Source organism: Vibrio sp. OY15 (assembly GCF_000742455.1).
Lineage (GTDB): Bacteria > Pseudomonadota > Gammaproteobacteria > Enterobacterales > Vibrionaceae > Vibrio > Vibrio alginolyticus.
This window is the reverse complement of record NZ_JPIL01000001.1, coordinates 534,323-557,290: the sequence shown is the minus strand read 5'-3', so window position 1 is coordinate 557,290 and position 22,968 is coordinate 534,323. Positions and strand designations below refer to the sequence as shown.

Sequence of the window (22,968 nt, the reverse complement as noted above, 5' to 3'; positions counted from 1 at the left end):
ACGAAAAACGACTCGTTAGTTCATTTCCGTATTGATCACCACATCACGCGTTTCATTATCCATGTCACTAATGCCGACAACTGAGATTTCACGGTCAGATAAATTCTCAATCATGCTGTCTTCTAACCCACCGTCCGTCATCCACGCATAGAATTTTTCTGCAATACGATCCGAACCTTCCCCGACAAACGTTAATGTGACCTTCTTCATTTGTGACACTCCATCAATTTACGATTCAGCCACTTAAGCGTAGTATGTTTCACAAATATCGACATAAACTAGGACTAACTTCTTTTATGAGTATCGAAAAATTTGACGCGATTTATCAGCGCGCTGCCGAGCGTAAAGGTGGTGAAGATCAACTTGAAGCGCTTTTGTCTCATCCACTAAGCAAAGAAGAATTGGCAGCGATTCCCGACGACCGTTGGCTAGCCGCTTTTTCGATGAAGGTATTCCAAAGTGGGATTTCGTGGAGCGTGGTTCGCAACAAGTGGCCGAACTTCGAAGAAGTGTTCTTTGGGTTTAAGATTGAGCCGCTATTGATGCTGTCAGATGAGCAATGGGAAACCAAAGCAACCGACAAACGCATCATTCGCCACCTCACTAAAGTCATGTCGATTCCTGCCAACGCTCGTATGATCCACGAAGCAAAAATCGAATATGGCTCGTTTGGCAAAATGGTTGCTGATTGGCCGCAAGAGAAAATCACCGACCTATGGGCGTATTTGAAGAAACGCGGCAATCGCCTAGGCGGAAATACTGGCCCTTACACACTTCGTCAAATGGGCGTTGATACCTTTATCTTGTCTAGCGACGTGGAAGCTTACCTGCGTAATTGCAAGATCATTGAAGGTGGCAAAGATACGAAAAAATCGCTCGATGCAACCAACAAAGCGTTTGTTCAATGGCAGCAAGAAAGTGGTAGAAGCCTGTCTGAGATCAGCCAAATCATTGCGTTCAGCACCGGCGATAATCGCATTTAACAGAGACTGAACCCAAAACAAAACGGCGCACCAAATATTGGATTTAGTGCGCCGTTTTTATGTTCATTGGTTCAAGTACAGACTTACTTTGAAGCCAGTGATTCCCACTCAGTCAGTAGCTGCATAATACGGTGAGAGTCTTCCCATGTTGCACAAGGGTTCTCTAACGATGTACGCCCTGCTTCAACCGCTTGGCGAATATTGCGCACTTGATAGAAGAAAGCGTCTCCAGCTGCCGATACAGACACCTCGCGCTTCGACGTCTCGTAAATTTCCACACTAAACTGGTTTTCTTGCGTTGGTAGCCATGGGTTTGAATCTAACGTAATACAGCCTTTGCTACCCAGAATGGTGAATTGGTGTTTCAATCCGTGATCTTCGGCAGTGTGTACGATCGCCGTTTGTTGCTCACCAAATTGCATCATTAAGCTCGATTCACAGATATTACCGTCATGGCCTCTTCGGCCAATCGCCGTCATAAAGCGGTTTCCAAAGGCTTGTTCACCCAACATGGTTTTCACCACCAAATGCACTAATGATATTGGGTAGCAACCTAAGTTATACAAAGCACCTTTACTGTCTGGATTCACAAACTGCGCAATCGACGCTATATAAGAAGTATGAATCGAGCGAAGTTCACCAATCTCTCCTGATTTAAGCACAGAAACCAACTCGCTGATCAACGGGTGATGCAAGTACATCAAACCTTCAGCAAAGAATACCTTGTGCGTTTCGACTGCTTTTAGTGCCAACTCGGTTTTTTCCATATCTACCGACAGTGACTTTTCACACAGGATCGCTTTCCCCTGCTCTGCCGCTTTGACGATAAAGTCATGATGAAGGTGATTTGGCAGTGCGATGTAAATAATGTCGACTTGCTCATCAGCAATCAACGCATCGTAATCGGTGAACGTATTCTCGATGCCATATTGCTCAGCGAATGTCTTTAAGTTCTGCTCCGAACGCCCAGCAACCGCGTACAGTTCACTCTTGTCATCGCCTTGGATTGCTTCAGCCATGACACCTGAGATAAAGCTTGTGCCTAAAATGCCCCATTTCATGTTCGCCTCTCCTATTGAGCTTGGGTTTCGAATGCTTGGACTAACTCTGCCACTTCAGCAGCAATAAACGCTTGTGTATGCGGCATAGCAAAATGCGCTTCAATCGCGGTGCGGTTTTCATATCGCTCCCAAAGAATCACACGTTGTGGTTCTGTAGAATCGTAGGTCGCATTCGCTTGCAAGCACCCCGCTTCGCTTTGCATATCAAGGCAAAATTGTTCAATGGCTTCAACCACTTGTTGTCTTGGCTTATCGGCATTCATTTTCAGTTCGGCGGTAACAAAAATCGTCTCGCTCATGATGGCTCTCTTTCTCCATTCTTAATCATACGTCCACTGTAATTAACCTCATTTGATTGATAAACTCTGCTTTAGTTATTTCTTTATCAACTCTGGGTGTGTAATGGATAAATTAACAAGCATGAAGGTTTTCGCTTACGTGGTCGAACACGGCAGCTTTCGTAATGCAGCACACCACTTTGATATTTCACCGACCATGGTTGGCAAGCACGTGAGCTTTCTTGAGCAAAGCTTAGGTACACAGCTAATTCATCGCACCACGCGCAAACAGTCCCTGACCGAAGCTGGCAGACTCTACTATCAAGAGTGCCACCGCATTATTGAAGACATCACCAACGCAGAGAACCTGATCCAGACGCTGATCAACCGTCCAACCGGAACTGTAAAAGTTAACTGCCCTGTCACGTATGGCAAAAAGGTCATTGCTCCTATCGTGGCTGACTTCTTAGCTGAATTTCCCGATTTGAACGTTGAGCTAATGTTGGACAACAATTTGATTGACCCATATCGAAGCGAAGCTGACGTGATTATTCGAATCGGTGAGTTGGTCGATTCGTCGTTAGTCGCGAGAAAATTGGGTGAATACCACATGACTTACTGCGCCTCACCCTCTTACCTTGAGCAACATGCCCCTATCCAATCACTTGATGACTTAGCACACCATCATTGTTTGGGGTTTCAGTATCACCAAGGAGAAAGCCAACAAGTGGTGAACATGCCATCTAATACCTTTGGAAACAGCAACACCCGATTAACGTCTAACAATGGCGATGTACTTAAGTTCGCCGCGTTAAAAAGCTCTGGTGTTCTTATGCAACCAAAGATCTTAGTTGAGCAGGAAATCCAATCTGGTGCCTTGGTAGAAATTCTCCAGCAACATGCTCCCAAGCCAAAACCGATCCACCTGCTTTACCGTTCAAAACAGCTTTCCCTTAAAAACCGTACCTTGGTCGATTTTATTCTTTCTCATGTGAATCCATAACGTCACCCCATAAAGCGGCGACAATTTAACCATTTAATTAACTTTTATTGTCGATATGACAAATATTATTGCTTGTTAATTGTCTTTATTTTTCATGTTGTTAGTCAGAGACACCCATTAACTAGGCATAATTTATTGATTCACACCAATTGCATTGCTCTGACAAAGTGACTAGGATTGCCGCCTTTCCTGAGTGAACTATCAAAAAAATATCGAGAAATTTAATCTAATTTCTCTTCCTGTTCGTGTGCAATCACAACATTTACACTCATTTCAAATTGCATAAGCACATTCCTTTGCTTATGAAAACGACATTGATTTCTCAACGCTTTTAGTCACGTATGTGACTTTTTGGCTTGAGAGAGATTTTTATTCAAGGTAGGTCACAAGGACGCTACCCCTTGACTGCATTTACTGGAGGATAAGATGCCTAAAGGTCTAATGCTGACTGACTTAGCCATCGCTGGCTTACTATTGATTTTGGCAAAAGTCATTCGCGTTCACGCGCCATTACTACAGCGTATGTACATTCCATCGGCGGTTCTCGCAGGATTATTCGGTCTATTTTTTGGACCAGCCCTGTTAGACGTACTGCCTTGGACCGATACGTTTACCGCTAACGCAAGCCTATTAACTGCTGCACTTTTTTCTGCGTTAGGTCTGGCAACGGATGTTCCATCACCTAAAACCGTCGCACAGCGTGCTGGCTCATTGTGGGCGTTTAACCAAATCGCTTCTGTTTCTCAGTGGTTGTTTGCAGCAATGTTTGGTCTAGTTCTCACAACCTTCTTCTGGCCAGAGATTAATCCTGGCTTTGGTGTGACAATGTCTGCGGGCTTTATGGGCGGACATGGCTCTGCATCTGTTGTTGGTGAAATCTTCACGGGGCTTGGCTGGGAAGATGGCTTCACACTTGGCTTAACGTTCGCAACCGTGGGTATTTTCATCTCGATTTCTGTCGGCATGCTCATGCTGCAATTCGCATTGAAGATGGGTTGGATTCGTAGCTTTACGACCTTCGACAGCATGGACGAACACGAACGCAAAGGCCTTGTTAAGCCTGATGATCAAGAACCGGTAATGAAAGACACCATGTCTTCCCTGTCGGTTGATTCTTTCGCGATTCACGCTGCGTTAGTGGTTGTCGTAACCGCTTTCTCTTATGTCGCCGCCAACTACTTGTCTTCTTTCCACGATAAGGTGCAGATCCCGACGTTTGTAACTGGCTTCCTTGGCGGCATGCTCGTGCGAATCGTCGCGAAACAAACGAAAGCTTCACGCTATCTTTGTGACGGTGCATTCAAACACGCTGCGGGCATCAGTACCGATTATTTGATTATCTTTGGTATCTCAGCCATCAAGATTACCGTCCTAGCCCAGTATTTAATGCCGATGGTAGTGCTTGCAATCGGCGGTATCGCCTTCACACTATGGCTAATCTTCTGGGTTGCCCCACGTATCATGGGAGAAGATTGGTTCGAGAAAGGCATTTTCTCTTGGGGTTGGTTAACCGGTACAGTTGCCATGGGTATTGCGTTGCTTCGTATTGTTGATCCAAAAATGCGTAGCAAGGTGCTTGATGATTACGCCATCGCTTATGTCCCTGGCTCAATCACTGACATCTTCATCATCTCTTTGATGCCAATCGCGATATATAACGGCATGCACTGGCAAGCGCTTGGTGTAGGATTAGGTTACATCGCAATTGTCTTATTTATTTGGCGATTCATTTTTAAACGTAACAGCAGTGCTCTGACACACGAATCTTAGTCGCTATACTCGGGAGGATTTTATCCTCTCGAGTTCATTCCTTGGTTTTTATCAAAATCACTCCTCATCTCGAAAATAAGCAACTTGTTTTATATTTGAGATTTGCAATCCCGATCTCTTATTATCATTCTTTTTTAATACTTGACCTGAACGTTTCTATATCAGAATAGCCGCCTATTCGTTTCTAAAACATGGAGAAAGGCTGTGCGTCGCTCTCAAGGATTTACTCTTATTGAACTCATTGTGTGCATCATCATTCTTGGTATTGTAAGCGTCGTTGCATTTCCTAAATTTCTTGGCTTACAAAAAGATGCCAGAGTGGCGGTTCTATATGGAGCCAGAGAAGCACTCATGACCGCCAACAACTTTGTCTACACCAAAGCAGTGATTCAATCTCAAGAGACAGTAGATGGCGGCATACAATATAACATTGATCTAGATAATGACGGCCATAACGACCTAATTGGTTACTTTGGATTTATCAAAAATGTTATTCCAGCAAAAGAGCTAGCAGGCTTTGATCCGCAACTCACTATCAACACTTGGTATGGGGTAGACAGCCCAGACGAGCCCTACTTCCTTATTGGTTTTGCAAACAAGCCTGTTGGTCCAGAACATATGTGTTATGTCGAAGTTTACTACCCAGAAACTCCTGGTGGCCAAGTGAAATACAAAATACAAACTGACGATTGCTAATTCCCATATAGAGTGGCAGTAACACTTTTACTTTTGGTGTCTTCATCGTTATTGCAAGGTAATGGCTCCAAAACAACCATTAACAACTATTTCACATAATGTCGTCGCACAGTTAGCTCATAGAGATAAAACCAGTAATTTGCGCCGACACATGGCTATAATTGAAACAATCTATCGTTTTTAAACCCGCCTATAACTTGTGCTTGTAAACTCATCATTTCGCTCAATAATAGTTCTATAACAAATTCAATAATTTAAAGCGGGAGGCGTAATGAGAATATTCTGGCAGCTACGTTGGTATTTCCAACAAAAGTGGAGGCACTATGTCGGATCCATTCTGCTTTTCGCTGTGATATCAGCACTACAGCTTGTTCCGCCCAAAGCAGTTGGCATCATCGTTGATGGCGTCGTAGACAACACTTTAGATACAAATACGCTGATTCTATGGCTCTCAGGGTTAACTGTACTGATCTTTACTATTTATGGGTGTCGCATCTTATGGCGAATTTGGCTTTTCGGCGCAAGCTGGGAGCTCGGGACCATTCTACGTAACCGTCTATATAGGCATTTATCGACACAGCCACCTCGTTTTTTTGAACGTTACAAGACGGGGGATCTGATGGCTCGTGGCACTAATGATGTGCGTAATATCGTTATGACAGCCGGCGAAGGGGTTTTAACCGCCGCAGACTCTTTGATCACTGGTATTGCGGTTTTAATCATTATGCTAACGCAAGTAAGCTGGAAGCTCACCGTAATGGCGCTTCTTCCAATGCCATTTCTTGCCATCATCATCTTCTTTATTGTGCGTATCCTACATCAACGCTTTCGTGTCGCTCAGGAAGCCTTTTCTACCATGTCAGACATGACACAAGAGTCACTTAATGGCGTGCGAATGCTGCGTGCTTTCGGATTAGAAAACCAAGAGCAGCAACGTTTTGAAGAGGTTGTGGATGATACTGGCGAGAAGAACATCGCTGTCGCAAGAGTCGATGCTAGATTTGACCCGGCAATTCAGTTAACCATCGGTCTTTCTTTCCTTCTTAGTGTCGCTGCTGGTGCTTACCTTGTTGATAAAGGTGAGATCACGCTTGGTGATCTGACCGCATTTACGATGTATTTAGGGTTGATGATATGGCCGATGCTGGCATTCGCATTCCTATTTAACATTTTAGAAAGAGGCTCTGCCGCATGGAACCGACTACAAGAGATCTTTGATGAAAAGCCAGAAATTATCAGTGGTAATAAGCCAATAGAAAATAAACCACTTCCGTTAAAAATTGATATCGACGATTTCCACTGGTCTAGTGATTTACCGCCCGCTTTGACGGAAGTAAACATCGAACTTGAACCCGGAAAAATGTTGGGAGTTGCAGGGCCTGTAGGAAGCGGAAAATCGACCCTGTTAACACTACTTTTGCGTCAACATGATTTAGAAAACGGCTCAATTAAATTCGGGGATGTCGAGATCAAGGATGCCCTACTACCGCAGTGGCGCAACCGTTTTGCTGTCGTTAACCAAAGTCCGTTTCTATTCTCCAAATCTATCTTCGAAAATATTGCCTTAGGCAACCCTAATGCAGAGAAAGAAGAAGTCTATAGAGCAGCAAAGTTAGCCTGTATACATGACGATATTGAAAAGTTTCCTGAAGGCTATCAAACAGAAGTTGGTGAAAAAGGCATTACACTCTCCGGCGGGCAAAAACAACGTATTGCGATAGCACGCGCTATGCTGCTGAATGCTCAAGTGTTGGTTTTGGACGATGCACTTTCCGCTGTTGATGGACGGACCGAACATCAAATCCTTAAGAATTTGGAAACATACTACCGTAATCAGGCCCTAATCGTTATTGCGCACCGCCTCACCGCTTTGGAAGCAGCAGACGAGATCATTGTATTGAATCACGGACACATTACTGAACGTGGGCAACATAGCGCGTTATTAGCGCATAAAGGCTGGTACGCCGAGATGTTCGAGTATCAGAAACTAGAGCAGGCGATGGAGGAATAATGAATGAACCAGACCAGCACGTTTAAACGGTTAATGTCTTACCCATTATCTCAACCAAAGCCAATGATTAAAGGACTCGCCTTGCTGTTTATTGCAGCGTTAGCTAGCGCCGGCGGCCCTTGGTTGATTCAATATTTCATTGATGAGCACATCGCTAAAGGTGACTATTCACAAAGTGTTCTGATTTCGCTAGCAGTAGGTTATATCGCTCTTCAGATCGTATCGGCAACATTCCAGTATTTTCAGTCATTGCAATTTAGCATTGTCGCGGCTAACACGATCAAAGCGATTCGTAAGCAAGTATTTTCTGGCGTGATTAAGCAGCCGTTATCTGCGTTTGATTACACTCCTGCTGGAAAATTGGTGTCGCGAATCACCAACGATACGGAATCTTTACAGCAATTTTATGAGCTTTTGATCGCGACCGTGGTGAAAAACGTGGTCATGATTGTCGTAATGCTTGGCGTTATGTTTTTCATGAGCTGGAAGCTCACACTCGTTGTGCTTGTATTGCTGCCGATCGTCATCGGCTTTATGTACTTGTTTAAGCAGCTAAGTACAGAAAGCTACCGAAAGATGCGTGACCTATTGACCGATATAAATGCGAATCTGAGTGAATCCATTCAAGGGATGAGTGTCATTCAATTAATGCAACAAGAAGAGCGTTTTAATAAACAGTTCAACGAGCTAACCGCAGAGCATCTGGTGGCATCTAAACGAGTGATTCGGCTAAACGGCTATCTGCTAAGACCATTAATGGACTTACTCGCTGGTCTTGCGTTGCTTTGCTTGGTTGCGATCTTTGGTTTTAATGGTATTGAGTTGATTGGTGTGGGGGTACTGTATGCATTTATCAGTTATCTTGCGCGAGTTACTGAACCACTAATTGAGATGACTCAGCAACTTGCTCTACTTCAGCAGGCGTTAGTGTCAAGCGAACGTGTTTTTGAATTGATTGACGCGAAAGAACAAACTTACGGGGACGATCATCAACCATTAAGGTCAGGTGCTATCGAACTTAAAGACCTCACATTTAGCTACGATGGTAAACAGGACGTCCTAAAAGACATTTCGTTGAAGGCCAACCACCAAGACTTTATCGCGCTTGTCGGGCATACAGGAAGCGGTAAAAGCACATTAGCGTCACTGTTAATGGGCTTTTATCCAACGCAATGTGGTGAACTGCTCATAGATAGTCGTCCACTTAAAACATTAGGGAAAGACGTACTTCGCAAAGATGTGGCAATGGTTCAACAAGATCCACATATTCTCCCTGCTTCAGTCAGAGAAAACATCTCTCTCAGTCGGGCAGTTGATGACAATCAAATATGGGATGCGTTAGACAAGGTTGGTTTGGCAGAACAAATTCATCGTTACCCTAACGGGCTAGACACGCAGTTAGGTCAAGGCGAAACTAATTTATCTGCGGGTCAGAAACAGCTTTTGGCGTTAGCACGTGTGCTTGTGGTAAAACCTAAGATATTGATATTGGATGAAGCAACCGCAAATATTGACTCAGGAACAGAGGCTTTAATCCAAAAGAGCTTGGCGGTACTCAGACAAGACATGACGCTCGTTGTTATTGCTCATCGGCTTTCAACTATCCTAGATGCAGACCAAATCATTGTTCTTCATCATGGGGAGTTAGTCGAGAAAGGCACACACAAAGCACTCTTAACGCAAAATGGTCGCTATGCCCAAATGTATCAGTTACAGCAAGCAAACCGACATCTACAACAGATTGAAGAAGACACCAAGCAACTCGAAGAAGCGGTGTGATTTTATGCCCGTGCCTTCTTTTTATTTAGTCGGCATGGGCATAATTGGTGTAACTTCAAAATTTAACCTGTTAGCTTCCAATTTCTTCATAATGTGAACTAATTTTCTATTTCTTACCTATTATTGACATAACCCCTCGCTATATCGCGCAAGGTCGTTGTAAAATCGTACGGTACTTAAGTCTACTGCCTGTGGCATTGGACTGAATTCCGCTTTCTAATTATGCACATTAATCTCATGACACAAGTCCATGGACAAAGATAAGTTTACTAACATCTATCGCTTGCCTGGTTCGATTCAAATTCGTATCGGTAAATGGCAAAAGACGTTCCGCGGCACCTCTGATTTAGTTTTACATCAGGCGCTAATGGAGCGTAATAAGCAATTTAAGAAGCCAGACTTTTTACCTAAAGGCTGGTGTGTCACTCCTATTGATGAAAACGACATTACCATTACGCATCACGGTAAATATATCCAAACCGTTATGCGCACAATGCTGGACAGAAAGGTCTCATACAAGCGACTGTTCCTATCTCGAATGAGTCTCGAAGATGGTGAAAAAGTGCTCCACAATTACAAGCTGGAGTGGGTAAGAAAACATAACCAGATCGCCAAAAAGTACAATCAAATTAAAAAGAAACAATATATGAACTTTGCAAGAGAAGAAGAGGAAACCCTCTACCCTTCGATTCCAAAGGGTGAGTTTGACAAAACATTATGGAACAAACTTGTCGTATCATCGTTTGGTCCGCAGAAAAAGTACAAAAACCCGCACTTTGTCCGTAAAGCCGATTTCTAAATAAACACCCCTAAAGTTAGGGGTGTTTATTTATACGTTAACTCACCAGTCGTAAGTTAAACTTGCAATAACATTTTGTCGGTCGCCATACCAACAAAAGCCATCACATGTCGCTATGTACTTTTTATCCGCGATGTTTTTAGCTGCGACTTGTAACTTGTAATCGCCGATTCGATAACTGACCGTCGCATCCATTAAGAAATAACTTGGTACTTTTAGTCTCTCTTCATTGTCTCCGTATGACTCACCTGTATAGCGCGCGCCTAAGCCAACAGCAAAGCCATCAAGAGGTCCATCAAAGAAACGATAATGTGCCCAAGCTGATGATACGGTATTCGCCACTTGGGAAGGTGTTTTGCCAACCCATGCCTTATTGATGTCTTCTTTTATCTCTGCATCAACGTACGCAATGTTCCCGATCAATGTTAAGGATGGTGTCACATTAGCTACAGCTTCAAACTCAACGCCGTTATTTTCTATTTTTCCTATTTGCGTTAATTCACTCAAGTAGATACGAGCCAAGTTTTCTTTTGTTGCCCGATACGTTGCAATATTGAAATAACCATCAAATGAATCCGGTTGGTATTTCATACCGATTTCAAATTGATCACCGCTTTCAGGCTTCGCTGGCTTACCATTGCTGTCTTCTTGAATAATTGGATCAAAGTACTGAGAGTAACTAAAGTATGGCGTGAAGCCAGAATCAGAAATATAAGCCGTTCCCACGCTAAACGTCCACTCTCCATTATCGACTTTCGTGCGAGCACCCGTGGTAACATTATGTACTTCATTACTTGTATCGTCGTAACGTGCGCCCAATAACATCGCCCATTTATCGTTGATCAGCATATGATCTTGAAAGTAGACGCCGAGCTGCTGATTATCGATTTTCGTTCTTTGCTTATCGGTTTCGCTCAATGGTTGTAGCGTATTCGGATCGAGTAACATTATGTTATCCGAATAAGTAGGATTAAATACATTAAACCTAGGATCGGGCAAAGCTCCCATTGGTGTGTTTAATAATGCACTACCATTAGCAACGATAGGGTCATTGGCAAAATCTTTACCATCGATACTGATCATTTGAAAATCTAAGCCCAACATCAAGTTATGCTCAACACTTCCCCAATTTACTTGGTGCATCAAACGATTATCGATATTAAAAGCATCGGATGATCCATCTTCTGTTGAAGCCCCCCGAAGTATGGTTTTGCGTTCATTTGATGGGTCCAAAGCCGGCCCCAACGCAGGCACGTCAGCCGAGTAAACGTACGAATACATTTGTCTTAGCTTAACATCCATTTCGCTGTAACGAGCTGCTTGAACAAATGAAGTGGTATCATTAAATGCATGAGAAAACTCATAGCCTAAAGACACCTGCTCACGCTCAAACGTCTCCCAGTTAGGATTGCCTATCGCTAAACTATCACTGATCTTTCCATTTTTGTTTGGCGTTAACGTTCCTTCAACTGGCAAAAATTGCAGATAAGGATCTGAGTCGTCTTTTTGATAGCTCGTTAGAAAGGTAATTTCAGACGTCTCATTAAATTTGTACGTCATCGATGGAGAGAGAAGAATGCGCTCTGCTTCTACCCCACTAATTCTCGTCCCATTTTTTCTCGCTAACCCTTGAAAGCGGAAAGCTAACTGCTCACTCACCTCAGAGTTTACGTCAAGAGAAAGTTGTTTACGGTCTTCAGAACCGTACTCCAAAGATACAAGTCCTGACCCCCCATCAAATTGAGGTCGCTTACTGACAACATTGATAACCCCACCTGGAGGGTTTTGCCCATAAAGAACAGACGCTGCACCACGTAAAACTTCAACCCTCTCTAACGCAAACGGATCTATTTGCCAACTATAGAAGCCAGAAGAATATAAACGGGTACCATCTTGATACAACCCGCTGTTCGCTTGTTTAAAACCACGAATAATAAACCAATCTTGCTTGTTATCTTCGCCGAAATAATTAGTTTGAATGCTTGGTGTGTACTGTAGTGCGTCAGAAATGCTAATAGAGGCACGATCATCCATTTGCTCTCGCGTAACAACAGACACCGCTCTTGGAGTCTCATTGATAGCAATATCAGTTTTCGTCGCTGCCCGACTCTTCGCTCCGAGATAACTAAAATCTGGACCAACTGCACTGTCTTGCTGCTGTCCAATCACAACTATATTTTCATCTTCCTGAGCCAAGACATTTGGCGTTGATACAGCTAATACAACCGCCATCGACGTTGGTGTCAGCATAAACTGCCGAGTCATATTCTCTCCTTTTTGTCGGCAGCCAAACCAACCCTTCATGACTTCAGCGACCGCTGAAAGAAAAGCGAGTTACGGCATCGCCAGTTGTTTCCGTAAAAGACAAACCAGAGGTTTTGCATAAAGCACTCGCATAGGTTACGAATGCCACTACGAGTGCTTATTTGTATAAGTACTTTCTTGGTTGAGGCTTAGCTCATTTCTATAAGCGGCGTAAACCCCACATTAAATACAAACCGCCAATGAGAGACGCCATAAGCCCTGTTGGTATTTCTTGCGGGTAAAGGACCTGTCGTCCCAACCAATCAGCCAACAACATCACCCCTGCCCCCAGTATCGCGGCGCATAACATGTGTTGTGACGCTTTGTTAAAACCAAATAAGCGAGCTAAATGCGGAGCCAACAACCCAACAAAGCTAATCGGGCCAACAACCAATGTCGCACTGACCGTGAGACAAGCAACTAAAAGAAGCAGTATTGCGCGTGAACGATCAACTCGAATTCCAAGTGCTTTAGAGGAAGCGGCACCGACAGGAAGAATATCTAGCCATCTTACGCAGAGAAAACTCAACCCTATAAAGACAAGCGCAGATAAAGACAATGGGAGTAACGTTTCAACCGAGACATAGTAGGTAGACCCAGACAACCAAGCCAATGCTTGATAACTTCTTGGGTCACCAGTGGCTAGAATAAAGCTCTGTATTGCATTCATCAGTGCGGTTATCGCAATACCAGTCAGCAAAATACGCTCCGGCTGAAAGCCTGACTTACGGTTTAGCAGCACAATGACTAATACCGTCGCTAATGCGCCTACGAGCCCGCCTAGAGAAAGAGTGAAAATTGACGAACCAAACCCAGTAAACATCGCGATGATCAATCCCATCGCTGTCCCTGAACTGATACCGATCACTTCAGGACTTGCCATTGGGTTTCCACTTAGGCGTTGAATCATGGTTCCAGCAATCGCCAACATTGCCCCCGCAATTGCTGCTGCAAATAATCTAGGTGCGCGCCATTCCAAAAAAATCCAATTTTGGCTAGCAAATAAGTTTGTCCACCCTTCATTTTGCACAGCAACCGTGGCAAAAAGGACAACGGAAATTAACGTACCGATCAACGCCAATGAGATCGCTTTAGGGTTTAGCTTGTAAACATGTTGACGGTGTCGAGTTAACACTGTTTGAGTATGGCCCTGCGTCTTTTGTGATAAACGAGGTAACAGCCATAACAGTAACGGAGCGCCCAATGCAGCCGTTGCTGCTCCCGTTGGTATAAAACTCGCCATTAGCCCTGGCAGTTGCTGAATAACCAAATCGGTTAAAGTCAATAACATGGCACCAATCAGCATTGATACCCAAAGCTTATGCTGGATTTTATTGATACCTATCAATCGAGTAATCGCTGGCGCCGCTAACCCGATGAAACCGATGATTCCTACGGCAGAAACCACCCAAGAAGTGATTAACACCGCAAGCCCAAGACAGACAAAACGCAACTTAGCTAGCGAGACACCTAAACTCTTGGCACCTTGCTCGGAGAGTTCCAACAGACTTAACGGCTTTGCAATCACAAATGCAACGACCGTAGCAAGTGCGATTCGAGGGGCAAGATACGAGAAATCTCCCCATCCACTCTGAACAAGCGAACCGGCTCCCCATATCATTAACCCATTCAGCTTTTCGGTATTCATCATCAGAATAACCGTACTTAATGATGCAAAGTACAGGTTTATCACTAACCCAGAAACGACGACAACCGTTGGAGATAACGCTCGTCGCCATGACAACAGCATCACCAACCCCATCGATATCACACCGCCGATGAGAGCAACCAAATTAGGCGCAATATCCAACATCCAAGGAGCGAATAGCGTAGCTAACATCAAAGCAAAACTTGAACCGCTCGCCACACCAAGTGTCGTGGGTGAAGCGAGAGGGTTACGCAGCACTTGCTGCATCAATACCCCAGCAACCGCTAATCCAGCACCAGATATAATCGTGGTGAAGACTCGAGGCCACCAGCTAAAGTGAAGCAAAACAGAATCGATAGATTGAAAGTTAGGCTCCCATAAACTGCTTAGAGCCAACGAAAATGAGCTTACTTGGTACAATTGGAAAGCACCAATAGAAAAGGTAAATGCCGAAAGTAACACCACAAAGCTTAAAGGCATCGTTTTCATTGTGTTAACTCCTCGACCTTACTCGCCGTAACTAACTCTGCGAAACGGAGAGCTGAAGGCATAGAACCAAAACTCCAAACGGGCGCGACTTGCATGACCTTTTCACCAGATTGTTGAACAACATATTGCCAAAATGGGTCTTGAGAGAGCTGCTCTGCTCCACCATAAGGTAATGGCTCTACGATAACAATTTGAGCTTTTATGCCAGCTAACTTGTCGATGCCAACTAGGCTGAAGCCCCAGCTATTCGTCTTTTCATTCCATGCATTACTCAACCCAATCTTTTCGATAGCCTGAGAGTAAAGACTATTTTGACCAAAAACACGTACGTGCTTTGTATCCATAAACTGAATCATTAGAAGTGGCGGCTGGCCTTTATTTATACGCTGTTTTAATAAAGAGAAACGTTTTTCATATTGTTGGATAAGCGCCTCTGCTTCCGCCTCTCTTCCCAGCTCTTCACCAAACCTCCGAGTGAAGCTGGTAAGTACCGACCAATCCGTAATCCCGCTTTCATATAAGTCAATGGTGGTAACCGGGGCGATATCAACTAAGCGATGCTTCATTGAGGAGAAGTACGGGGCAATAAAAATACGATCAGGTCTGAGCTCGTAAATGCGCTCTATATTGGGTTGAGTTCTTAACCCTACATCCTTCGTTTGAGGTGGTAACGGTGGCGATTTTACCCAAGCATCGTAATCTTGCCCTTGAGCAACGCCTACAGGTACGACCCCTAAAGCCAACATCGTTTCAGTTTGTGTCCAATCAACCGACATCACCCGAGGTGATGCGTCAGCTAGTGCTTGAAAAGAACTGACCAAAAGCGCACTAAGTGAGAGAGCGAAAGAGAAATGTTTAAGTCGAGTGTTTGTACTGCTCATTATTCCAACCTTTAGCTTGGCATCGCCACCGGATAACCCGCAGGGTGGTCAGAGATCATCATCTCTATCCCATATATGTCCCTCAACTTAGGTTCAGTAAACACCTGTTCAACATTGCCTTGTGCAATCAAATCACCTTGATGTAATGCAACGATGTAGTCGCAAAATCGTGCAGCCAAGTTGATATCGTGTAATACGATAATAACGCCCAAACCCAGTTCTTGACTGAGTTTAGAGATAAGCTTCAACATATCTACTTGATGGCTGATGTCTAGCGCAGACAAAGGCTCATCAAGAAGCAAATACTCGGTTTTTTGGGCTAACAGCATAGCTAGCCACACACGTTGACGCTCTCCTCCAGATAACGTGTCCACTAAGCGATCTGCGTATTTTAGTGTGCCTGTCATCGCCATTGCTTCTTCAACAATGTCGTGATCTTTCTTACTCAAACGTCCAAGTAAACCATGCCATGGATAACGACCAAAACCGACTAAATCTCGACCTAAAATACTGTCGGTCACTGGAAGATGCTGAGGCAAGTAGGCAATGTGTTGGGCGAATTTTTTCGCTGAGAGATCGTTAATGCTCGTTCCATGCAGAACCACGTCACCAGCGGTGTATGGCTGTTGCTGTGCCAGCAACTTTAACAATGTGGATTTTCCTGAACCATTGTGTCCAACAAGAGCGTATGTTTTTCCGGGTTCAAATGTCACATCAAACGCTTTTAGCAATGACTTGCCTTCAATCTCAAACTGGAGTGCTTTAGCTTCCAACATCCCTACTTCACCTAATAGCCATTTACGAATAACAGTTATTCAGAGCTCTCATTCGTTGATCACGTTTGCCGTTCTTATTCAACAGAACGATTAATAAGGGAGGTTTTATATAACAACAAAGATACAAATGCAAACCGTTGTCATTATCATTACATCAACAAGATCATTGAGAGAATTGCTAAGTGTTAGTGATAATTTGCTCTGCTGAACTTCATTAGTAAATTATAGGCAGGTCAACGAGAGCAGCGGTCTCCCACTGCTCTCGCATAAATTTGAACGAATACTGCAGCGTATGAAGAAATGAAAAATGCCGCAGTGAATACATTAATGACGAGCGTCAGCGCCAAACTCTACTTCTTTATAGATATCGGCCAGCGACTTTTTACCTTGTTTGTCTTTGGCTGAACGCTTTTTCTTAGTTTGATAATGGTATTCTTGCTCCTGAAGTGCTTGTTCGTGCTCTTTTGCTGACTCAACAAACTCAGGATTTGCAAGTGCTTGTTGGCGTAAGCGGTTTACTCTTTCAAGGGTTTCCCACAACATACTTCACCTCCAAACTTACTACTGTATATAAAAACAGTATTGTTTAAATATTCCTCCTCGTCAACATTTCAACTTTGTTACTGCTCTTCACATTAACCCCAAGCCTGTATAGTGCTCGGGATATTTGTGGATGATTTGCTTTATATAACCTTGATGCTCTCGCAGAGCATCAACACATTCTCGAGATAACCACCCCTGATATACCCATTTTTCAAGTTCTAACAATGCGTATGGGATGGACCACGCTTGTCTATACGGATGGTGCGTTGTCATAAAATCAAAGGCATTCGCGGCAGCCGTAATTTGGGCGACTATTGGTATATCATCATTGGTTAAACCATAAGGATAACCAGTGCCATTTAAATTTTCGTACTGATAAATAATCATCTGCAAAAACAAAGTCACACTCGGGTGAACCGGATTTCCGATACGGGCAACTATGTCATCCGCTGAATCGATACAACGCTCAATATGTTGAATCAATATCGCCTCTTGTTCTTGAGAGTAATTTGTTCGGCGGCTAGCAATTTCAACTGGCAGCTGACTATCACCGAGCGCATGGAACTGAGCAAAAATACCAATATCTTCGACCATTTCGTCATTCAGGTGATAACGATCCGCTAACTGCGTTGCGATAATTTGACTGTAGTACTTCATGCGTTTGGTATGCGCGTAATACTCAGGTGAATAGCCTGGCATCATACATTGCATTCGGTTCGCTAGCGTTTCTATCGCATTGACTACTTGAGTTTCTGATTCAACCGCAAATCGAATCATTTCGAAATAAGGTTTAAGACCATTCAGCGCTTCTAAACTAAACGCATCACGTTGAGTGGAGTTCAAAAATACAAAACCAGTAAAAGCTTTGTTGTCATAACAAGGAATAGCAGCCGACGACTGATATCCGTGTTTGAGTAAAATTTGAACCCGAGGACAGTGCTTAATATCATGAAGGTCTTCGACGATACGAGGAACCGCGTTTTTAGAGGCAATATTGAGGTGGTGGAGTTTACGGAATGCTGATTCGTGATGGGCTAAACACCAAGTGTCGAACTCACTTTCTGCAAATGATTTGAGCACATCTTGGTCTGGGTGATATTTTGCAAATGACACCCTATCAATACATGGCAAGTGCGCCTGCATCCTGCCTTTTAGCGTTTGCAGTTGCTCGTTAAGCGGTTTTGCAAACGGGTAAAAACTCCGGTGCGCCATGCTTCACCTCCACACCAAAGCAGAGAAACAAGAAAAGCTCATTGTGTTGCAAATTCAATGGTATTTTGAGCGGTTTTCTCCACTTAAATTATCGATATACCACAACTTAAGTGTACGAAATAAAAGCACATTTCTACCAATTTTTTCACCGGATATCTTACGGTAATTTGATCCAGATTAAAAAAGCCAACGAGCGAAACTCGTTGGCCTAACAATACTGATTGATTACGATGGATTCAGTAACTAGAAGTTATTCAAAGAACGTTCTAAACAACTAGCCTAGAGCAGGAAGCACACCCAGCGTAATTAACACCTGAGCGAATACGATGCCAGTGCCAGCGATGCCCGTTATCACTAACGCACCTTGACCACCTGCGACGCGGTACTCCCCAGTAAAATCATCCGATTTACGAACCTTGATCACCATAACCAAAGGCAAAAAGATGGCTAAAATCGCTAAGGCAATCGCTGCATAGCCCAAAGCCATAATAAAGCCTTGAGGATAGAAAAGTGCGAAGCCTAGCGGTGGAGTAAACGTCACTAGTGCCGCAATCAAACGATTAGGCTTATCGTTACTTCCTTTGATGGTATCACCCAAAAATTCGAATAGACCCAAACTCACGCCAAGGAACGATGTCAACAATGCCAAGTCAGCAAACACACCAACAATGCTACCCAAATTTGATTGGTGTACTGTCTGAGATAGTTGACCAATCAGTGCGCTCAACCCTCCGTTCTCAACAAGCGTACTTTGGCTAACCACACCCAACGTCACGATTTGCCAAAAGATATAAATAACGAGTGGAATCGTCGAACCAATAATAACGGCTTTGCGTAAAGAAGAAGTGTCACCGTCTAAGTAATTCACAATTGCAGGTATACTTCCGTGGAAACCAAACGAAGTAAAGATCACCGGAATCGCCGCTACAACAAGGCCTTGTTCGATTGGCATACTTAACAAGTAAGATTCCGTAACGTTTGGAGCAAGAAAAGAAAGCACCGCAACCATCGCAATGAGCTTCATCGCGAACAGAACTCGGTTTACTTTATCGACCGTACCGGTACCCACTGTCACAACTAAAGTCACAATCAAGGTAAAGATTATCGTTGATGTAGGCCCTGAAATATCGAGGTCAAACCATTGTGCAAGGCGGTCTCCGAACTGAGCACCACCGCCAGCGATATACGCTGCACATAATGAGTAGAAAAGAAACAACATCGCAAAACTTGCCACCCACTTGCCTTTTTGACCTAGGATCTGTTTCGCCAAAGTATGAAGTGTAGCACTACTCTCCGCATGTTGATGAAGCTCAAGCATAAGCAAGGCAGTGAAAGCCATCAGAGCCCATAAGCCTAGCATGATGATAATAGAAGTTGAAAAACCAATGCCGGCAGAGGCAAGTGGAAGCGCTAGCATACCAGCGCCTATTGTAGTGCCCGCAATAATTAGCGTACTACCGAATACTTTAGAACGACTCATTGTATATTAATCTTTACACTTTATTAGAAATTATCAGTATTAGATCGGGCAACGGCGCACCGAAACCAACACCATATTTGTATTGCCGTCGATATTGTAGGATCTTTAGCAGAATATCAAGCAAAGTGTAAGGATAAAAAACCACACATGTAAACTATAATTTACACCTTGCTGATATTTAACAATAACTGTGTGCATTCTTCCCTGTTCATGAACTTGGGAACAGGGTAATTCCAGTGCGCCTCTTTCAGAATTAAATCAACAAGCGCATCAGCATCTTCACGTTGAATGAGCGCACTGGTTTTCTCAATATCAATAGTTGAAAACAAGGACTCCAGATTCGCCAAAAAATGCTGAGCACTTGCGTTACCTAACTGCCCCTCGGCCGTCAACTCATCGAGCTTTCTTAGTTGAGGCTCAATCTCTGATAATGAAAAGCGCAGCACAGGCAACAAGGCTAATCCGTTTGCCATACCATGAGGTATTCCATATCTCGCACCGAATGTGTGAGCAAAGGCATGAACATAACCCAAACTCGCTTTGGTAAATGCTAAACCCGCGTAATAGGATGCCATAGCCATTTTATGACGAGCTTCGACATCATCCCCTTGCATCACAGCCCTAGGAAGATATTTAAAAATGAGTTTAATAGCGGCAACCGAATAAGCCATCGTTTCTTGAGTAGCGTTTTTCGATACATAGGCCTCAATAGCGTGGGTTAATGCATCAACGCCAGTATCAGCCGTGATCTTAGGAGGTAAACCAATCATTAAATTCGCATCTAAAGCTGCCATTAGTGGCACCAACTTTGGATCCATTAAAGGGGTTTTAATGTGTGAGGAGGGATCTGACACGACCGCAGCGATAGTAACTTCACTTCCGGTTCCAGCCGTTGTTGGAATAGCAAAAATCGGCGCTGGCATTCGCCATACCTTCAATAGTCCAGCTAATTTTTTTATTGGCCGTTTATTGGTAACTTTCGCAGCGATAACTTTTGCACAATCCATTGCAGAGCCGCCACCCAAAGCTAATATGCCCTCACAATGAAAACGATGATAAGCCTCTAGACCGCTCTCTACCTGATCATAGGTAGGATCGGGCTTAACTTGCGAGAAAACATCTAACTGTAAATCGAGTTTTGCTGCAGCCTCAAGCACCTTATCTACAATACCGACTTGGACTAACCCTTCGTCGGTAACTAATAAGACGCGTTTAAATCCCAATTCGGTCATCGATTCTAATAGCTCATTCATCGAACCAGGGCCGGAAAACAAGGTTGGTCTCGGCATAGGAAGGATAAGAGCTGCTATTTTTAGCCCTGCGGTGTAAGTCCGATATAAGCGATGCTTCAACATACGAAATCCTTTTCATTTAGAGCTATTATTCTAGCTACTTTTATCACCTATGCTTACTTTGCAATCACACATTTTTTAATTAAGTCATTCCATCAACACATAAATGCTGCTGAGGGAGCAATACCGTTATCTTGATCTCCCCACACCACATGAGCTGTAGAGAAAATTATTTTTTATGATTTTCCATTAGCGTTACCTTAATAACTCACCCCTCTTCGGCTTTGCCGATCATAAAGTGGTTATTGAAGGTGCCTTATCATTCATACAAACTCAAAAATATGGATTCTACTTAATCACATAACGGTACGGTATATCAGTAATCTAATCCGAACATCACTTATAAAAATACAAATAAGAATGCGTTACATCATGATTTATTGTCGTTTTCAAATAAGTCAATAAAAGCAACAATAATCTTTCAAAACTTATACTTAGTTCAAATATCTGACTCTTAACCATGAGCTTCAGGTGATATTATTATGCAACTAGGATTATTATCCCGCCCATAATCAAAACTATGTCTAAACGCCCACCTTTTTGGGGTCTATTCGCTGTCGTACCCAATTTTTCCTATCACCTTCTGATTTGGGTTTAGCGTGGGCTAATTAGCAATGTCGGTATAAACCATGAATCATTCTTGCCATTCCCATACGGACATGGGCTTTGAAGTCGATCTGAAACAAGCACTTATCTGGGTTGCTCGAGCACTCGACTATGTCGGTGTTGATGATACGCACCATAGCCATCGTGTCGCTTACATCGCTTACCAATGTGCTCGGGTCATGAACTGGGAACCAGAAAAAGCGGAGTTTTGCTACTTCGCAGGGATGATCCACGATTGTGGGGTCTCCGAAACACAAGAACATAAAATGTTACTTGAGGAGTTGGTGCCACAAGATGTAAAAACACATTGCTTAAGAGGATACCGAAGCCTCAAGCAGTGTCGTTTGTTACGTCAGTTTGCTACACCTGTTCTTTACCACCATACACATTGGAGTGAACTAAAATATCTTGATTTACCGCCTTTTGAAAAAGAGGTCGCTGCCCTACTCTATTTAGCCGACCGTCTCGATTTTATGCGTTCCAAATACGTCATGAACTGCCACTGTGACATTGTCACACTTCATGAAGAACTAATTGCAGAATGCATCATGGCAAACGCTGGAACTTTGTTTAATCCAGACATGGCTAAGGCAATGGTTAAGCTCGTTATAACCGACGCATTTTGGTTCGCGATGGAGTCTGAAAATATAGAAACCATCGGATTAAACTTTAAAAGCATTGATTGGCTTCAAAAACAGCTCACCATCCAAGATATGAATAGTTTGGGCATGTTTATCGCTCGAATTGTTGACGCAAAAAGCCCATTTACTTATCAACATTCGCAAAAAGTGGCGGAGTTATCTCGGTATCTAGCCATCAAGCTTGGGTTCTGTGAGCACGACCAAGAGATGTTATTTATTGCTGGGTTGGTGCATGATATCGGAAAGTTAAAAACACCAGATGAGATTCTTCATAAAGAAGGCTCTCTTAATAAACAAGAGTATACGCGTATTAAACGCCATACAATTGATACTCAGCTCGCATTACACAAAGTGTTTCCCAACGCTAAAATAGCGGAGTGGGCCTCTAATCATCACGAGCGTTTGGACGGTTCTGGCTATCCTTATCATAAAACAGGAGACGAACTCGATGTACCATCGCGTATTGTCGCGGTTGCCGATGTTTTTCAAGCTCTGTCTCAGGACCGTCCCTACCGCGGACGAATGGCTCAAGCACAAATCGCCGCGATTATGGGTGAGCAAGTCGCTAAACAAGAACTTTGTTCTGACGTCTATGCAGTGCTAGAGCGAAACATGACCGAGTGTTACGAGCTATCAACTAATGTTTAATCGATAAA

The 22,968-nt window shown here is 43.5% G+C and carries 19 protein-coding genes; 8 read left to right on the top strand and 11 right to left on the bottom strand.

Annotation, left to right across the window (positions count from 1 at the left end):
• Window positions 1–15: 15 nt before the first annotated feature.
• Window positions 16–210: a hypothetical protein gene (locus tag IJ23_RS02425; RefSeq protein WP_005377692.1), complete on the bottom strand. Its 195-nt coding sequence runs from the start codon at window positions 208–210 to the stop codon at window positions 16–18.
• A gap of 86 nt (window positions 211–296) precedes the next feature.
• Here IJ23_RS02425 and IJ23_RS02420 point away from each other — a divergent pair, with 86 nt between their 5' ends.
• Window positions 297–983, top strand: a complete 687-nt coding sequence (locus tag IJ23_RS02420; protein ID WP_005377694.1) for a DNA-3-methyladenine glycosylase I — start codon at window positions 297–299, stop codon at window positions 981–983.
• Between the two features lie 83 nt (window positions 984–1,066).
• Here the strand turns inward: IJ23_RS02420 and IJ23_RS02415 are convergent, their stop codons facing one another.
• Together IJ23_RS02415 and IJ23_RS02410 are read right to left on the bottom strand one after the other, a co-directional pair.
• Window positions 1,067–2,044, bottom strand: a complete 978-nt coding sequence (locus IJ23_RS02415; RefSeq protein WP_033905244.1) for a Gfo/Idh/MocA family protein — start codon at window positions 2,042–2,044, stop codon at window positions 1,067–1,069.
• A gap of 11 nt (window positions 2,045–2,055) precedes the next feature.
• Entirely contained in the window at window positions 2,056–2,343 is a 288-nt protein-coding gene (locus IJ23_RS02410) for a putative quinol monooxygenase (RefSeq protein WP_005377698.1), read from the bottom strand.
• 103 nt (window positions 2,344–2,446) lie between these two features.
• On the opposite strand from IJ23_RS02410, the gene IJ23_RS02405 reads away from it, so the two are divergent.
• The 6 genes from IJ23_RS02405 (at window position 2,447) to IJ23_RS02380 (ending at window position 10,380) form a co-directional block, all read left to right on the top strand.
• A complete protein-coding gene (locus IJ23_RS02405) occupies window positions 2,447–3,325 on the top strand; it encodes a LysR family transcriptional regulator (RefSeq protein WP_005377700.1) in 879 nt (292 codons plus the stop codon).
• Window positions 3,326–3,751: 426 nt separating this feature from the next.
• Complete coding sequence (locus IJ23_RS02400) at window positions 3,752–5,095, top strand: sodium/glutamate symporter (protein WP_033905243.1); 1,344 nt, start codon at window positions 3,752–3,754, stop codon at window positions 5,093–5,095.
• A 204-nt stretch (window positions 5,096–5,299) separates the two neighbouring features.
• Window positions 5,300–5,791, top strand: a complete 492-nt coding sequence (locus IJ23_RS02395; RefSeq protein ID WP_005377704.1) for a type II secretion system protein — start codon at window positions 5,300–5,302, stop codon at window positions 5,789–5,791.
• A 271-nt stretch (window positions 5,792–6,062) separates the two neighbouring features.
• Window positions 6,063–7,802, top strand: coding sequence for an ABC transporter transmembrane domain-containing protein (locus IJ23_RS02390; protein ID WP_031778970.1), 1,740 nt, complete (start codon window positions 6,063–6,065; stop codon window positions 7,800–7,802).
• A 3-nt stretch (window positions 7,803–7,805) separates the two neighbouring features.
• Window positions 7,806–9,581 (top strand): ABC transporter transmembrane domain-containing protein, encoded by a 1,776-nt coding sequence (locus IJ23_RS02385; protein WP_005377709.1) that lies wholly within the window; start codon window positions 7,806–7,808, stop codon window positions 9,579–9,581.
• Window positions 9,582–9,831: 250 nt separating this feature from the next.
• Window positions 9,832–10,380 carry an MSHA operon transcriptional regulator gene (locus IJ23_RS02380; protein WP_005377712.1) on the top strand — a complete coding sequence of 183 codons (549 nt, stop codon included), beginning with the start codon at window positions 9,832–9,834 and terminating at the stop codon, window positions 10,378–10,380.
• A gap of 42 nt (window positions 10,381–10,422) precedes the next feature.
• On the opposite strand, the gene IJ23_RS02375 is transcribed toward IJ23_RS02380, so the two are convergent.
• The 8 genes from IJ23_RS02375 to IJ23_RS02340 form a co-directional block, all read right to left on the bottom strand.
• Window positions 10,423–12,645, bottom strand: coding sequence for a TonB-dependent siderophore receptor (locus tag IJ23_RS02375; protein WP_033905242.1), 2,223 nt, complete (start codon window positions 12,643–12,645; stop codon window positions 10,423–10,425).
• 199 nt (window positions 12,646–12,844) lie between these two features.
• Window positions 12,845–14,821, bottom strand: coding sequence for a Fe(3+)-hydroxamate ABC transporter permease FhuB (fhuB, locus tag IJ23_RS02370; protein WP_033905241.1), 1,977 nt, complete (start codon window positions 14,819–14,821; stop codon window positions 12,845–12,847).
• Window positions 14,818–15,702, bottom strand: a complete 885-nt coding sequence (locus IJ23_RS02365; protein WP_033905240.1) for an iron-siderophore ABC transporter substrate-binding protein — start codon at window positions 15,700–15,702, stop codon at window positions 14,818–14,820. The genes fhuB and IJ23_RS02365 overlap by 4 nt, the downstream gene beginning before the upstream one ends.
• A gap of 11 nt (window positions 15,703–15,713) precedes the next feature.
• Complete coding sequence (locus IJ23_RS02360; protein WP_005377721.1) at window positions 15,714–16,478, bottom strand: ABC transporter ATP-binding protein; 765 nt, start codon at window positions 16,476–16,478, stop codon at window positions 15,714–15,716.
• Between the two features lie 324 nt (window positions 16,479–16,802).
• Window positions 16,803–17,021 (bottom strand): hypothetical protein, encoded by a 219-nt coding sequence (locus IJ23_RS02355; RefSeq protein ID WP_005377723.1) that lies wholly within the window; start codon window positions 17,019–17,021, stop codon window positions 16,803–16,805.
• Window positions 17,022–17,108: 87 nt separating this feature from the next.
• Window positions 17,109–18,233, bottom strand: coding sequence for an HD-GYP domain-containing protein (locus tag IJ23_RS02350; RefSeq protein ID WP_033905239.1), 1,125 nt, complete (start codon window positions 18,231–18,233; stop codon window positions 17,109–17,111).
• Between the two features lie 274 nt (window positions 18,234–18,507).
• A complete protein-coding gene (locus IJ23_RS02345; RefSeq protein ID WP_033905238.1) occupies window positions 18,508–19,713 on the bottom strand; it encodes an aromatic amino acid transport family protein in 1,206 nt (401 codons plus the stop codon).
• A gap of 161 nt (window positions 19,714–19,874) precedes the next feature.
• Entirely contained in the window at window positions 19,875–21,068 is a 1,194-nt protein-coding gene (locus IJ23_RS02340; protein ID WP_033905237.1) for an iron-containing alcohol dehydrogenase, read from the bottom strand.
• A 626-nt stretch (window positions 21,069–21,694) separates the two neighbouring features.
• Between IJ23_RS02340 and IJ23_RS02335 the strand changes: the two genes are divergently transcribed.
• Window positions 21,695–22,960 (top strand): HD domain-containing phosphohydrolase, encoded by a 1,266-nt coding sequence (locus IJ23_RS02335; RefSeq protein WP_033905236.1) that lies wholly within the window; start codon window positions 21,695–21,697, stop codon window positions 22,958–22,960.
• Window positions 22,961–22,968: the final 8 nt, after the last annotated feature.